Origin of the sequence: Arthrobacter sp. ISL-5, from assembly GCF_018613835.1 — a bacterium.
Lineage (GTDB): Bacteria > Actinomycetota > Actinomycetes > Actinomycetales > Micrococcaceae > Arthrobacter.
Window position 1 is genome coordinate 84456 of the sequence record NZ_JAGGPM010000001.1, and the last position, 13682, is coordinate 98137.

The following is a 13682-nucleotide window of genomic DNA, read 5'->3' on the forward strand; positions in this document are numbered from 1 at the left end:
TGCGCGCAGGCACTGGTCAAACGGCTGCACGCGGTCCGGGCCGTGCCCAGGCTGGCGGACCTGGGCGCCCTCGGCCGGGATCAGCCGGCGCGCCCTCAGCTGGTCTGGCCCGTCTGCCCGGCCTGCACGGCGGCGATCAACTGCACGCTTTCCGCGGCGAAGGCCGAACCGTCCCTGGCTGCGACGATCCTCACGGTGGCCCCGGCGGCGATGTCCGCCACGGTCAACCCGCTCGCAGATGACTGCTGGCGCCTTAGCTGCTGGTTAGTCACGGCTGTGGCGTCGCCCAGCGTGTAGGACCGGGTGAACCCGTCTGCGCTCTTGACCGTGACCGAGCCGGAGGAGACGTCCGTGACGGTGCCCAGTTGCGCCACCTTTGTGACGTACTGGCCGTTCTCCTCGATGACGTACTCGGAGTGGACAGCCGACGAGATCCCGCTGCCCATGCCGCCGAGCCCGCCCGGCGCGAAGTCGCCGCCCTGGCCGGGCACCGTGCGCGGTCCGCCGAGCGCCCCGCCGCCGTCCTGGGTCATTCCGTCCTGCGGCATTCCACCCGGTGCCAGGCCGCCCTGGCCCGCGCCACCGGCTGCCGCGATTCCGTCGGCCGCCGCCGCATTGCTGCCCAGACTGTAGGCGCCAACGCCCGCCCCGGCCGCCAGGATGGTGGCTGCGCCGGCGGCCACGAGCCCGCGCTTCATGGTCCACGGTTTCGGGTTAGCCGCCGCACCGCCAGCTCTTCCGGCCGGGGCCGGCGCGCCCCAGCCCGCTCCCCCGCCGGATGGCTGTTCGGCCGGCAGTTCGTACACGGCGGTGCTTGACGACGCACCTGGAGAAGCTGAGGTTGAAGAAGCCGACGGCTGGGCGCCCCACGCGGCGCCCGGGCGGGCAGTCGGAGGCAGGGGCGTGGTTTCCGGAACAGGTGGGTGCTGTCCGCTCATTGTTATCTCCTTTTGGCGTTGCGGAACTTGTCCATTCCAGACTGGGAACCCTTCCTGTGTCTGGCCTGTGCAGGGCAAGAGGCATGCCTGTGACCCGAGAAATCCCCACGCTGCGCCGCCCAGCTCGCTAGGCTTGGATTCACAGCCGGCGCACAGGAACACCAAAGCGCCGGCTAAACCCCGGAACGGAGAGTTGTCCCATGGCCACTTCGCACTCCATGACCAACAACCTTCCCCAGCTCACCCACCCGGACGGCTCACCCATCCGCGCCCTGGTGGTTGACGACGAACCCAGCCTGTCCGAACTGATGAGCATGGGCCTGCGCATGGCAGGCTGGTCCGTTGCCGTGGCCGCTGACGGCCCCGAAGCCGTCAAGCTCGCCAAGGAATTCCGTCCAGACGTCCTCGTGCTGGACGTGATGCTCCCCGGTTTCGACGGCGTTGAGCTGCTCGGCAGGATCCGCGCCTTCGCGCCGGAGGTTCCGGCGCTGTTCCTGACAGCCAAGGACGCCGTGCAGGACCGCATCGTGGGCCTCGCCGCCGGCGGCGACGACTACGTGACCAAACCCTTCAGCATGGAGGAAGTCCTGCTGCGCCTGCACCGGCTGGTGCAACGCTCGGGCGTGGCCGCAATGGACTCCGCCGAACTGGTGGTGGGGGACCTGGTTCTGAACCTGGACACCCGCGAAGTCACCCGCGCCGGGGATGAACTGCAGCTCACCGCGACCCAGTTCGAGCTCCTGCGGTACCTCATGGAGAACCCCAAGCGGGTGGTCAGCAAGGCCCAGATCCTGGACCGGGTGTGGAACTACGACTTCGGCGGCCAGGCCAACATCGTTGAGCTGTACATCTCGTACCTGCGCAAGAAGGTGGATGCCGTGCACCCGCCCATGATCCATACGGTCCGCGGTGCGGGCTACGTCATCAAACCGGCAGACTAGGCCGTGGCGAATCTTTCCGGAGCCGCCCGGACCCAGCGCCGCAGCTGGCTGAAGCCCGGCACCTGGCATCTCCGCACCCGTCTTGTCCTCGTGGCCATGGCGCTGCTCGTGGCCATCTGCGCTGCGATCGGCCTGTTCAGCTACGCCAGCATGGACTCATTCCTGACCCGCCAGCTCGACGAGCAACTCACCGGGGCCGCTGACAGGGCCCGCGATTTTGGCCGTCCCCCGCCCGGCGCCACGGGCAACAAGCCCGATCCCCTCGAAGGCCGGGGCCAGCGGGTGGGCACCCTGGCGGCCAGGATCCAGGCCGGGCAGGTCAGCGCAGGATTCCTGGCCTCCGATGCCACCCGCAAAGCACTGTCGGCGGCGGACGACCAGGTTCTCCTGGGCCTGCGCCGCGACGGCGTCCCCGTTGACCGCACCCTGTCCACCGGGGCTTACCGGCTGGTCGCCGCCCAGACGCCCTATGGCGACGTCATGGTGACCGGGCTGCCCCTCGCCGACAAGCAGAACACCCTGACCTCCCTGGTCTGGACCATCACCATCGTGTCGCTGGGCGGCATCGTCCTGATCGGCCTCGCCGGCACGGTACTCATCCGCCGCACCATGAAGCCGCTGGAGCAGCTCTCGGAGGTGGCCACGCAGGTTTCGCGCCTGCCGCTGGACGCCGGTGAAGTGGCACTCGCCGTCCGCGTCCCGCCGTCGAACGCCCATCCCGGAACGGAAGTGGGCAGCGTGGGCCACGCCCTCAACCAGATGCTGGACAACGTGTCCAATGCGCTGGAGGCGCGCCAGGAGAGCGAAATGAAGGTCCGCCAGTTCGTGGCCGATGCCTCGCACGAGCTCCGCACCCCGCTCACGGCCATCCGCGGCTACACCGAGCTGATACGCATGACCGAGAAGTTCACTCCCGACGGCCAACGGTCCCTGGCCCGTGTCCAAAGCCAGTCCGAGCGGATGACAACGCTGGTGGAGGATCTCCTGCTGCTCGCCCGGCTGGACGAGGGCCAGCCGCTCAAGCTCAGCGACGTGGACCTCACGCAGCTCGTGATCGAGACCGTGAGCGACGAAAAAGTCATGGCGCCGGACCGCATCTGGCACCTCGATCTTCCCGAGGAACCGGTGGTGGTCCGCGGCGACGCTTCGCAGCTGCACCAGGTGCTGGCCAACCTGCTGTCCAACGCGCGCAAGCACACCGGACCGGGAACCACGGTGGTGACCGGCGTAATGAGGTCTGCCGACGGCAGCGCCGTGGTCACCGTGACGGACGACGGCGCGGGCATCCCCCCGGAGTTCGTGGACCGGGTCTTCGCACGCTTCGCCCGCGCAGACGCGGCACGCGCCACGCCGGCGCACGCGGTCCTCTCGCCGGCCGGCTCCGGCGGACAACCCGGCTCCGCCGGACATCCCGGGCCGGGGGCAGCTTCGGAACCGGGGGCCGCAGGGACTGCCTCGGCAGAGGGAACCAGCGGCCTGGGACTGGCCATTGTGCAGTCGATCGTGCAAACCCACGGCGGCACCGTGGAAGTCACCTCGCGGCCCGGCCGGACCGAATTCGCCGTCCGCCTGCCTGCGCAAGCCGACGCGCCGTCGTCGTGACCTCCGTTACCTAAATGTGACTTAAGGGTGAGCCTCCTGTACCGTCGATAGGGTGCAGGCACCATTAGGGCCGCACATCCGGATGGACGCCCAGCTCTGCCGCTTCCCGGATTCCGCTAGTTCAGGCAGAGGCGGGGGAACCAGAGTCCCGGGCTTTCCGCATCAGCCCTTGGGGTGAAGCCGACACGTGAATTTTCCGTGCGGCCGGATGACCTCATCCGAATCCGACAGCTAACTCCGCAGGTGTTGAGAGGCAATCCACCATGTCTGATTACAAGGATCAGGCGCGCCCTGATCGCGCCCCCAAGCAGTCCCGGCAGAAACTTTCCCGCCACCGCGCCGAGCCAGCTGCACCGGCAACTCCCTGGGGCCGGCTGACCGCGGGCATCCCGTCGTTCGGCCGCCGCGCTGCCGTGGTGACCACCGCCTGTGCCGTGCTCATCGGCGTCGGCGCGGCAAGCCAGGCAGCCGAACACGCAGCGCCGGCGGCCAGTTCCGAAGCGGCCTCCGCCACGTCTGGCGAGGCACCGACGCTGAACTTCGACAAGACCCTCATCGCTGCGCTGCCCGCTCCGACCGCAGCCGCGGTGGCTCCGCAGTCAATTGCCAAGCCGGCCGCGCCCAAGGCAACCGCGAAGGCAGCCGCCCCCAAGGCAGCCCCCGCGCCGGCCAAGGCTGCTGCCGCCCCGGCCGCCAAGGTTGCCCCGGCTGCTCCGGCTCCCAAGCCCGCAGCCGTCGTCGCTGTGAATGACCCCGCCGGCGCGCAGGCCTATGCGGCGAGCAAGCTCGCTTCCTTCGGCTGGGCCGCGGACCAGATGCAGTGCCTGCAGACCCTTTGGACCAAGGAGTCCGAATGGCGCACCACCGCCACCAACGCGAGCAGCGGCGCCTACGGCGTAGTGCAGTCCCTGCCCGCCGAGAAGATGGCGAGCCATGGGGCGGACTTCCGCACCAACTACCGGACGCAGATCAACTGGGGCCTGGACTACGTCAAGGAACGCTACGGCTCCCCTTGCGGCGCGCTGAACTTCCACCTCGCCAACAACTGGTACTAATCCCAGCTGCTCGGCAACTGACGGCGTGCATTTCTGCACCGCTTTGACGTCGACGAAGGGCCCCGGATCCGCGTGATCCGGGGCCCTTCGGCGTTCCTGCAACTCCGAGCAGCCCGGAAAGTGGTGCAGAAATGCAGCATCCGGCGAGCGATATAGGCCGTTTTTGGCGAACGGCTGAGAGTTCCACAGCCGCTGCACAGCTTCGACCTAAAACCCTCTTATGGGGCGCCTCCACAGTTGAAGCATGACCCTCACCGATCAGGCCTCCGGATCCCAGCCGCACCCTCCGCTGCACCTCCAGCCGCATGCTCCCGACCACGCCGCTCCGGCGTCCGGACCCGGCCCTGCCCGCATGCTGACGAGGCACCCGCGGCGTTCACCCATCGACACCGCCGCCGCTGTCCCCGTGCTGGACGTGACCATCCCGGTCTACAACGCGGAACGTGACCTGGAGGAATGCCTGCGCCGGCTGCACGCCTACCTCCGCGATGCCTTCCCGCACACCTTCCGCATTACCGTGGCAGATAACGCAAGCACGGACGGCACGCTCAAGGCCGCCGAGCGCGTGGCCCGCGAGCTCCGTGAAGTGTCCGTGGTGCACCTCGACGAAAAAGGCCGCGGCAACGCCCTCCGGAAGGTGTGGCTGGCCTCGCCGTCGCCCGTCCTGGCCTACATGGACGTGGACCTCTCCACCGATCTGGCCGCCCTGGGCCCCCTCCTGGCGCCGCTGATCTCCGGCCACTCCGACCTCGCCATCGGCACCCGGCTGACCCGCAATTCCCGGGTGATCCGCGGACCCAAGCGCGAGTTCATCTCCCGCAGCTACAACTTCCTGCTCCAGTCCCTGATGGGCGCGCACTTCAGCGACGCCCAGTGCGGCTTCAAAGCCATCCGTGCGGACATCGCCCAGCAGATCCTCCCCCACACGGTGGACAACGCGTGGTTCTTCGACACCGAGCTCCTGGTCCTCGCCGAGAAATGCGGCCTTCGCGTCCATGAGGTCCCGGTGGACTGGACCGACGACCCCAACTCCAGCGTGGACATTGTCCAGACGGCCCTGGCCGATGTCCGCGGCATGGCCCGACTCAGCAAGGACATGGTGTCCGGACGCATCCCCGTGGCGGAACTCCGGGCGGCGCTGGCCCGCGGCCCCCTGCCCGCGGCGTCCCGCAGCCAGGAGCAGAGCCCGGGCGGCAGCCTGTTCGGCCAGCTGGTGCGTTTCGGGACAATCGGCGTGGCATCCACGCTGGCTTATCTGCTGCTCTTCTACCTGTGCCGCAACGTGATGGACCCGCAGCTCGCCAACCTCCTGGCCCTGCTCACCACGGCCGTGGCCAACACCGCCGCAAACCGGCGATTCACCTTCGGCATTGCCGGCAGCAGCGATGCTGCCCGACACCACTTTGAAGGGCTGCTGGTCTTCGGGATCGGGCTGGCCCTCACGTCCGGGGCGCTCGCCTTTGTCCATGAAAGCACGACGCCGGACCGCTGGCTTGAGCTGGTGACCGTCACGGCGGCCAACCTCGCGGCAACTGGCGTGAAGTTCCTGCTGTTCAGGCTGTGGGTGTTCCGGCGGCGGCAGTCGCCGCCAGAACCGGCGCCTGCCGCCACAGATTCCGAGCCCTGCACAGAAGAGGCGAAGTAAATGACCACCACCGCCAGCCACACCCCGGCCGCCCCCGCGGACGGCATCAAGCACACCGGCACAGCGGACGCCGGAAGCACGGACACCGGAAGCAACGGCTCCGGACGGCGCTCTTCAGGGCCTGCCGCCTCGGGTACCCCGGCTCCGGATTCACGCCTCCGCGCCCTGGTGACAGGCAACCAGCCGCGCTGGGTCCGGCCTTCGGCGGCGCTGCTGCTGGCGATCTCGGGCGTCCTGTATCTGTGGAACCTCGAAGCCACCGGATACGCCAACTCCTTCTACGCCGCGGCCGTCCAGGCGGGCACCAAGGACTGGATGGCACTGCTGTTCGGCTCCCTGGACGCAGGCAACGCGATCACGGTGGACAAGCCCCCGGCGGCCCTGTGGATTCCCGGCATCGCGGGGCGGATCTTCGGATTCTCGCCGCTCAGCATGCTGGTTCCCCAGGCGCTCATGGGCGTGGCCTCCGTCGGACTTCTGTACCTGACGGTGAAGCGGGTGTCCGGTCCCGCCGCAGGGCTGCTCGCCGGAGCCCTGCTCGCGCTGACTCCGGTGGCCGCCCTGATGTTCCGGTTCAACAACCCTGATGCCCTGCTTACGCTTTGCCTGGTGCTCGCCGCCTATCTCACCACCCGAGCCATTGAAAAGGCGGGCTGGAAATGGCTGGCCGCGGCCGGTGCCGTGATCGGGCTGGCCTTCCTGACCAAGATGCTCCAGGGGTTCCTGATCGTGCCGGGCCTCGCGCTCGCCTATCTCTGGGCCGCGCCCACCACGCTCGGCCGGCGAATCCTGCACCTGCTGGCAGCGGCCGGCGGAATTGTGCTGGTGGCAGGCAGCTACATTGCCCTGTTCCAGCTCACGCCGGCCTCGGAACGCCCGTACATGGCCGGCTCGGAAAACAACAGCTTCCTGGAGCTCACGTTCGGCTACAACGGGCTGGGCCGCATCACGGGTTCAGGCGGCGGCGCACCCGGCGGCGGCATGGGCGGCAACGTGGGCTTCGGCGGGGCGGCCGGTATCACCAGGATGTTCGGCGCCAGCTTTGGCGGCGAAGTGTCCTGGCTACTTCCCTCGGCCCTGATCCTGCTCGCTGCTGGCCTCTGGTTCACCCGCCGCGAAGCCCGCACGTCACGCACCCGGGCAGCCCTGATGCTGTGGGGCGGCTGGCTGCTGGTCACCGCGGGGATCCTGAGCTTCATGGGCGGCACGGTCCACCCCTACTATGCCGTCGCCCTAGCCCCTGCCATCGCCGCCCTGACGGGCATCGGCTCGGTGGAGCTGTGGCGCGGGCGCGGGTACTGGCCGGCGCGGATCGTGCTGGCCGCCACCGTCCTGGCCGGCTCGGTCTGGTCCGCCGTGCTCCTGGGCCGGGATGCCTCCTGGCTGCCGTGGATCAGGATTGCCGTCGTCGTCTTGGGCGTGCTGGCCGCAGCGGCGCTGCTGCTCCGGCTCGATAGCCACCACGCCGTTCCGGCACGGTTCCGGCGGGCGGCAGCGGCCGCCGTGGTGGTGGTTTCGCTGCTCGCCGGCGGGCTCGGCAGCACGGCCTGGACCTTCGCGACCGCCGCCCAGCCCCATTCCGGTTCCATCCCGACGTCGGGCCCCACAGCGTCCGCCATGGGCGGCCCGGGCGGGCAGACCGGCAGGGCCGGCACCGACGGGGTCGGCACCGGCGGGGTCGGCACCGGCGGGGCGGACGGCACGGACGGCCAGGCCGGCGGCGCCGCCCCGTCGGGATCCGAACTCGCCTCGCTGCTGAAGTCCAGCACGGCGAAATGGTCCGGGATCGTCTCGGGCGCCAGCCAGGCCGCGAGCCTGGAACTGGCCACGGGCACCAACGTGATTGCCCTGGGCGGCTGGAACGGCGGCGACCCCTACCCCACCCTGGCTCAGTTCCAGGAGATGGTGGCCAACGGCGAGATCGGCTACTTCATCTCCGGCGGGGGCATGGGCGGGGGCATGGGCGGTGGTGGCCCCCGCGGAGGAAACTCCGAGGTGGCCGCGTGGGTGGCCGCCAACTTCGAGGCCCAGACCGTGGGCAATTCCACCGTGTACAAGCTGACCGAGTAGGCAAGCATGACCAACACCATTCCGCGCCGCACCCCTCGCGGCAGGGCCGTCCCGCGCGCCGCGGCCAGGAACCAGGTCCCGTTGCGGGCTCGGCTGGAACTCGCCGCGCTCCTCCTGGGAACGGCCGTCCTCTACCTGTGGAACCTGGGCGCGTCAGGCTGGGCCAATGCCTTCTACTCGGCGGCGGCCCAGGCGGGGTCGCAGGACTGGACGGCGTGGTTCTTCGGCTCGTCCGACGCCGCGAACGCCATCACGGTGGACAAACCGCCGGCCGCACTCTGGATCACGGGCCTCTCCGTGCGCCTCTTCGGGCTGAACTCCTGGAGCATCCTGGTGCCGCAGGCGCTCATGGGCGTGGCCACGGTATGGCTCGTGTACCTCGCCGTGCGCCGTGCCGCAGCCCCCGCCACCGGCAATGAGCGGCTGGCCCACTGCGGCGGCCTGCTGGCGGGCGCCGTGATGGCGCTCACCCCGGCGGCGGTCCTGATGTTCCGCTTCAACAACCCCGATGCCCTGCTGGTGCTGCTCATGACGGCGGCCGCTTACGGCGTGCTGCGCGCCATCCAGGATGCGCGCGTCCGCTGGCTCTTGCTCGCCGGCGTGCTGCTGGGCTTCGGGTTCCTCACCAAGCAGCTCCAGGTCCTGCTGGTGGTGCCGGGCCTGGCCGCCGCCTACCTGCTCGCCGCCCCCGCCGGCCTCGGCAAGCGGGTGCTGCGCCTTGCCGCCGCGGGCGCCGCCATGGTGGTGGCCGCCGGCTGGCGGCCGTCGAGCTCATCCCCGCGGAAAACCGGCCGTACGTCGGCGGCTCGCAGACCAACTCCATCCTGGAACTGACGCTGGGCTACAACGGCCTGGGCCGGCTCAACGGTGAAGAGACCGGCAGCGTGGGCGGCGGCAACGGTTGGGGAACTCCCGGGCTGCTGCGGCTGTTCAACAGCGAGTTCGGCGGCCAGATCGCATGGCTCCTGCCGTCCGTCTTGATCCTGGCCTGCGCCCTGCTGTGGGTCGGCAGGCAGGCGCCGCGAACGGACGCTGTCCGAGCGTCCGTGGTCATCTGGGGCCTGTGGGTGCTGGTCACCGGCCTTACCTTCAGCTTCATGGCCGGCATCATCCATCCCTACTACATGGTGGCGCTGGCGCCCGGCATCGCGGGCCTGGCCGGCCTGGGCGGGATCCTGCTGTGGCAACGCCGTGCCCGTCCCGCCGCCGCGCTGCCGCTGCCCGCTGCCGTGGCGGCCGCGGGCAGCATGGCCTTCCATCTGCTGGGCAGGTCTCCGGCCTACCTCCCGTGGCTGCGCTGGGCCGTGCTGATCGCTGCGCTCGCAGCGGCGGTCCTGCTGCTGGCGGCACGCGTCCCGGACACGCGGTACGGAGCCGCAGTTGCGGGGACGGCCCAATCCGGAACGGCATCATCCGGAATCGCGCAGGTCAGGAAAGCGCTGCAACGCACGACGGCGGCACTCACCGTCGCGGCGGTCCTCGCCGCACTGGCGGAGCGCGGGGCAATCCGGGCGGTCCTGGCCTGAGGGGACCTGGTTTGAGGGGAACTGGCGGCTTGACGGGCCCCCGGGGCGGCGGGATGGGCGGGCTTCTGGGCACCAGCACGCCGTCGTCCGCACTGGTGGCCGCCCTGCAGGCGGACGCCGGAAGCTTCACCTGGGCCGCCGCCGTCGTGGGTTCCAACAACGCGGCGGGCTACCAGCTGGCCACCGAACTTCCGGTGATGGCCGTGGGTGGCTTCAACGGGACGGATCCTGCCCCCACGCTGGAGCAGTTCCAGCAACTGGTGGCCGACGGCAAGATCCATTACTTCATTGGCGGGAGCATGATGCAGGGCGAAACGGGCTCGGACGCTGCCGCCAGGATCTCGGACTGGGTGGCGGCAAACTTCCAGGCCCGGACCGTGGGCGGCGCGATAGTCTATGACCTGTCCTGACTGGCAGTGCGGGCACTACTGGCCTGCACCTACCAGCAGGCAGGCTGCCGGAGGCGCGTTACAGCAGGAAGGAAATGACCCGGCGGCCGTCCGCGTCGGCCTCCACCGAGGCCGAGACCGCGGAGTAGTCCGGGATGTGGAGTACGCCGTCGGGAAGCACACCGGTGTTCGGGCCAACGGCCACGGTGCGGATGCCGGCAGCCACGCCGGCCGCGATGCCGGCGGGAGCGTCCTCGAAGACCACGGCCTCTTCGGGTTGCACGCCAAGCAGTTCGGCGGCGCGCAGGTATCCCTCCGGATGCGGTTTGCCCCGGGTGACAAGGTCGGCCGTGACGGCCGTGGCCGGCATGGGCAGGCCCGCCGCGTCCATGCGGATGTCCGCCAGGATCCGGTCGGCGGACGTCACGAGTGCCACCGCGTCCCCGGGCAGGCTGCGAAGCAGATCAGCGGCCCCGGGCAGTGCGACGATGCCCTCCGTCCATACCCGCTCCATCGCGCCGAGTTCAGCGGTGAGTGCCACGACATCCGCGCCGGCCGGGGCGAAACGCCGCACCGTGTCGCCGGCCTGGACGCCGTGGGAGGTTCGCAGAATCTCGGTGATATCCAGGCCGTAGCGCGCGGCAAACTCACCCCACACCTGTTCCACAACCGCTGTGGAATCCACCAGGGTGCCGTCCATGTCGAACAGGACGGCGCGGGCAGTCAGGGTTGCGGCGAAGGAATCGGCAGGAAGGTTCATGCATCCATCCTGCATCACGACGCACCAACCCCGGCTGTCTGTGACTTGGCCGTTGAGGGCTTGGCCGTTTAGGATTTGGCCGTTGCGGGCTTAGCTCGGGGGCCGGGGGATGTACTGCACGGCCCACTTGTTGCCGTCGGGATCGGCGAAATAGACGAAGTGCCCCCAGGCCTGGACGTCGACGTCGCTGACGTCCACGCCGTTGGCCTTGAGCTGGTCGTGGGCGGCGTGGATATCGCTGACCACCAGCTGGAGGCTTGGCGCCGTGCCGGGAGGGGCGTCGTTGAGGCCCTCGCCGATGGCAATCGAGCAGCCGGACCCCGGCGGGGTGAGCTGGACGAAGCGGATGCCGTCCATGGGCCGCTCGTCGTAGTCGGCGTTGAAGCCCACCTTGTTCACGTAGAAGTCCTTGGCGCGGTCCACGTCGGACACAGGGACAAACACAAGTTCGAGTTTCCAGTCCATGGTGCACAGGCTAGCCGGGGACACCGGCATCCGGAAGAGCAGGACCGCACTACAGTCAGAGGTTCGGCGCGGGGCACCGGTCTAAGGGCCCGGGCGCCCACCTGCAGCGCGCCCGCCGGCGGCATGCCCGCCGGGCGTCAGCCGGGCGTCAGCCGACGATGCCGTACAGGCGGTCTCCGGCGTCACCCAGGCCGGGCACAATGTAGGACTTCTCGTTCAGCTTCTCGTCGATGGAAGCCAGGACGATGGTGACGTTGGCGTCCGAGAGCTCTTCCTCGAGCTTGGCCAGTCCTTCCGGGGCGGCCAGCAGGCAGATGCAGGTGACATCCGAGGCGCCACGCTTGAACAGGAACTTGATGGCCTCGCGCAGGGTGCCGCCGGTGGCCAGCATGGGGTCAAGGACGAAGATCTGCCGGTCCGTCAGGTTCTCCGGCAGGCGCTCCGCGTAAGTGATGATGTCCAGGGTCTCCTCGTCCCGGGCCATGCCCAGGAAGCCGACCTCGGCGGTGGGAACCAGCTTGGTCATTCCTTCGAGCATGCCGAGGCCGGCGCGGAGGATGGGAACCACCAGCGGGGTGGGCTTGGTGAAGGCGGTGCCGACCGTCGTGGATATCGGCGTCTCGATGGTGACCGGCTGGGTGCGGACGTCGCGGGTGGCTTCATAGGCGAGGAGAGTGACGAGTTCCTCGGTCAGCTGGCGGAAAACCGGCGACGGGGTGTTCTTATCCCGCAGGACGGTGAGTTTGTGGGCGACCAGAGGATGGTCCACGACGAGTGTGCGCATGCGTCAAAACTATCATCCGGAGGCAGGGTCCCCTCCTCGGCTTCCATGGCTGCCGCCGGTACCCGGAGCCTCCTGGCGCGGGGTGTCAGAGTCCTGCGCTTCCACCCTGTGGTGCGGTTCCTTGGCGGTCAGGTGGGCAGGGTGCTCGAACGTCGGCGCCGGGCCTGCATGCTCCCTCCGCCGGATGACATGGAAGAGCCGGTGGGCGAGGATGACCATGCCGAGCCACGCGAGCCCGAGCAGCCACGCCGCGATCACATCCGTCATCCAGTGGTGGCCAAGGAACACCCTGCTGAGGCCCATGGCGATGATGAACACGGCGCCTGCAGTGATGACGGAAATCCGAATCCAGGTCCTGTCAGCCTGGAGGCACATCAGGTACACCACCACGCCGATCACCACCGTGGTGTTGAGCGTGTGGCCGCTGGGGAACGACGGCGAAAACTCGAACGGCGGCACGGCGTCGATGTGGTCCGGGCGGACCCGGCCCAGCAGCGTCTTGCTCACGGTCGTGGCCGTGATGGAGACCGCGGCCGCGCCGCCGACCAGGATGAGGGGCCGCCAGCTGCGGCTGACATAGATCAGCCGTGCAACGAGGATGCTCGCCAAAATGGGCATGCCGATGCCGCCGCCTATGTTGGTGAAAGCCGTCACGGCCGCATCCAGGCCGGGATTTCGATATTGTTTGGCCATTTCCAGCGCCGGCCGGTCGAGGCCGGCGACGCCGTCCTGGGCCACCACGCTCTGATACACCTCGGCGCCAAGCAGGGCCAGTGCGATCACCAGGAAGCCGCCGAAGACGAGCGTGATCCACAGTGCCGCATAGGGTCCCAGCCACCGGCCGTATCGACCGATCAGGGATTTCATCTTCTCTCCCGTTCTCGCCCGGCGGTTGGGCTATCCAAAGCTAAGTATCCTTAGAAACTATCATTGACCCATGGGACCGGCTGATCCGCAACACCTGAGATGGATGGGCCTTGCCCTCGAAGAAGCCCGGCGGGCGCTGGCCACCGAGGACGTGCCCATCGGCGCCGTCGTGATCGGTCCCGACGGAACCGTGCTCGGTTCCGGACGCAACGAGCGGGAGGCCCACGGGGACCCCACTGCACACGCCGAAATGGTGGCCATCCGCGAGGCGGCGGCCCGGCTCCGCGAGCGTTCCGTCCTCGACGGCGGGCGCGGCGACGGCTGGCGGCTCGAGGACTGCACGCTGGTGGTGACGCTGGAGCCGTGCGCCATGTGCGCCGGGGCCATCGTGCTGGCGCGGATCCACCGCGTGGTGTTCGGGGCCTGGGACGAGAAAGCCGGCGCGGCCGGATCCGTCTTCGATATCCTCCGCGAGCGCCGCCTCAACCACTGGGTGGAGGTCTACGCCGGCGTGCAGGAAGAGGAATGCGGTGCGCTGCTGCGGGAGTTTTTCGCCGCGCATCGAAGCACCGCAGCCGGGCGGCCGCAGCCGGCGGACGGATCCGGGGATCCCTCCCCGGTGGCTTAACCGCTGAATTAG

Annotated in this window: 14 protein-coding genes and 1 riboswitch; of the genes, 9 read left to right on the top strand and 5 right to left on the bottom strand. The window is 69.2% G+C overall.

The genetic code is table 11. From position 1 onward, the window contains the following. Positions 1–95 precede the first annotated feature (95 nt). On the bottom strand, positions 96–938 hold the full coding sequence (locus J7I89_RS00390) for a hypothetical protein (protein WP_251044716.1): 843 nt from the start codon (positions 936–938) through the stop codon (positions 96–98). Positions 939–1138: 200 nt separating this feature from the next. Here J7I89_RS00390 and J7I89_RS00395 point away from each other — a divergent pair, with 200 nt between their 5' ends. From J7I89_RS00395 to J7I89_RS24885, 8 genes are all read left to right on the top strand, one after another. Next, a complete protein-coding gene (locus J7I89_RS00395) occupies positions 1139–1879 on the top strand; it encodes a response regulator transcription factor (RefSeq protein WP_056630944.1) in 741 nt (246 codons plus the stop codon). A 3-nt stretch (positions 1880–1882) separates the two neighbouring features. Then, positions 1883–3481: an ATP-binding protein gene (locus J7I89_RS00400; RefSeq protein WP_214966426.1), complete on the top strand. Its 1599-nt coding sequence runs from the start codon at positions 1883–1885 to the stop codon at positions 3479–3481. A 104-nt stretch (positions 3482–3585) separates the two neighbouring features. Continuing rightward, positions 3586–3739: riboswitch (cyclic di-AMP (ydaO/yuaA leader) on the top strand. A 5-nt stretch (positions 3740–3744) separates the two neighbouring features. Next, positions 3745–4536, top strand: coding sequence for a hypothetical protein (locus J7I89_RS00405; RefSeq protein ID WP_214966427.1), 792 nt, complete (start codon positions 3745–3747; stop codon positions 4534–4536). A gap of 244 nt (positions 4537–4780) precedes the next feature. Further along, positions 4781–6181 carry a bifunctional glycosyltransferase family 2/GtrA family protein gene (locus J7I89_RS00410; protein WP_214966428.1) on the top strand — a complete coding sequence of 467 codons (1401 nt, stop codon included), beginning with the start codon at positions 4781–4783 and terminating at the stop codon, positions 6179–6181. Then, positions 6182–8251 (top strand): glycosyltransferase family 39 protein, encoded by a 2070-nt coding sequence (locus tag J7I89_RS00415; protein ID WP_214966429.1) that lies wholly within the window; start codon positions 6182–6184, stop codon positions 8249–8251. Positions 8252–8257: 6 nt separating this feature from the next. Then, a complete protein-coding gene (locus tag J7I89_RS24875) occupies positions 8258–9085 on the top strand; it encodes a glycosyltransferase family 39 protein (RefSeq protein WP_251044717.1) in 828 nt (275 codons plus the stop codon). A 50-nt stretch (positions 9086–9135) separates the two neighbouring features. After that, positions 9136–9777 (top strand): hypothetical protein, encoded by a 642-nt coding sequence (locus tag J7I89_RS24880; RefSeq protein WP_251044718.1) that lies wholly within the window; start codon positions 9136–9138, stop codon positions 9775–9777. A gap of 29 nt (positions 9778–9806) precedes the next feature. Next, positions 9807–10187, top strand: a complete 381-nt coding sequence (locus J7I89_RS24885; RefSeq protein ID WP_251044719.1) for a hypothetical protein — start codon at positions 9807–9809, stop codon at positions 10185–10187. A 58-nt stretch (positions 10188–10245) separates the two neighbouring features. On the opposite strand, the gene J7I89_RS00425 is transcribed toward J7I89_RS24885, so the two are convergent. The 4 genes from J7I89_RS00425 to J7I89_RS00440 all read right to left on the bottom strand — a co-directional run bounded on the left by J7I89_RS00425 (position 10246) and on the right by J7I89_RS00440 (position 13042). Beyond that, positions 10246–10926, bottom strand: coding sequence for an HAD-IA family hydrolase (locus J7I89_RS00425; protein ID WP_214966430.1), 681 nt, complete (start codon positions 10924–10926; stop codon positions 10246–10248). A 90-nt stretch (positions 10927–11016) separates the two neighbouring features. After that, positions 11017–11391: a glyoxalase superfamily protein gene (locus J7I89_RS00430; protein WP_214966431.1), complete on the bottom strand. Its 375-nt coding sequence runs from the start codon at positions 11389–11391 to the stop codon at positions 11017–11019. 148 nt (positions 11392–11539) lie between these two features. After that, positions 11540–12175 (bottom strand): uracil phosphoribosyltransferase, encoded by a 636-nt coding sequence (upp, locus tag J7I89_RS00435; RefSeq protein WP_214966432.1) that lies wholly within the window; start codon positions 12173–12175, stop codon positions 11540–11542. A gap of 12 nt (positions 12176–12187) precedes the next feature. Next, positions 12188–13042 carry a phosphatase PAP2 family protein gene (locus J7I89_RS00440; protein ID WP_214966433.1) on the bottom strand — a complete coding sequence of 285 codons (855 nt, stop codon included), beginning with the start codon at positions 13040–13042 and terminating at the stop codon, positions 12188–12190. A gap of 70 nt (positions 13043–13112) precedes the next feature. On the opposite strand from J7I89_RS00440, the gene J7I89_RS00445 reads away from it, so the two are divergent. Then, positions 13113–13670, top strand: a complete 558-nt coding sequence (locus J7I89_RS00445; RefSeq protein WP_214966435.1) for a nucleoside deaminase — start codon at positions 13113–13115, stop codon at positions 13668–13670. Positions 13671–13682 lie beyond the last annotated feature (12 nt).

Coding starts and splice junctions, on each gene's coding strand:
- J7I89_RS00390 (WP_251044716.1), bottom strand. CDS start 938: ATGAGCGGACAGCACCCACCTGTTCCGGAAACCACGCCCCTGCCTCCG.
- J7I89_RS00395 (WP_056630944.1), top strand. CDS start 1,139: ATGGCCACTTCGCACTCCATGACCAACAACCTTCCCCAGCTCACCCAC.
- J7I89_RS00405 (WP_214966427.1), top strand. CDS start 3,745: ATGTCTGATTACAAGGATCAGGCGCGCCCTGATCGCGCCCCCAAGCAG.
- J7I89_RS00410 (WP_214966428.1), top strand. CDS start 4,781: ATGACCCTCACCGATCAGGCCTCCGGATCCCAGCCGCACCCTCCGCTG.
- J7I89_RS00415 (WP_214966429.1), top strand. CDS start 6,182: ATGACCACCACCGCCAGCCACACCCCGGCCGCCCCCGCGGACGGCATC.
- J7I89_RS24875 (WP_251044717.1), top strand. CDS start 8,258: ATGACCAACACCATTCCGCGCCGCACCCCTCGCGGCAGGGCCGTCCCG.
- J7I89_RS00425 (WP_214966430.1), bottom strand. CDS start 10,926: ATGAACCTTCCTGCCGATTCCTTCGCCGCAACCCTGACTGCCCGCGCC.
- J7I89_RS00430 (WP_214966431.1), bottom strand. CDS start 11,391: ATGGACTGGAAACTCGAACTTGTGTTTGTCCCTGTGTCCGACGTGGAC.
- upp (WP_214966432.1), bottom strand. CDS start 12,175: ATGCGCACACTCGTCGTGGACCATCCTCTGGTCGCCCACAAACTCACC.
- J7I89_RS00440 (WP_214966433.1), bottom strand. CDS start 13,042: ATGAAATCCCTGATCGGTCGATACGGCCGGTGGCTGGGACCCTATGCG.
- J7I89_RS00445 (WP_214966435.1), top strand. CDS start 13,113: ATGGGACCGGCTGATCCGCAACACCTGAGATGGATGGGCCTTGCCCTC.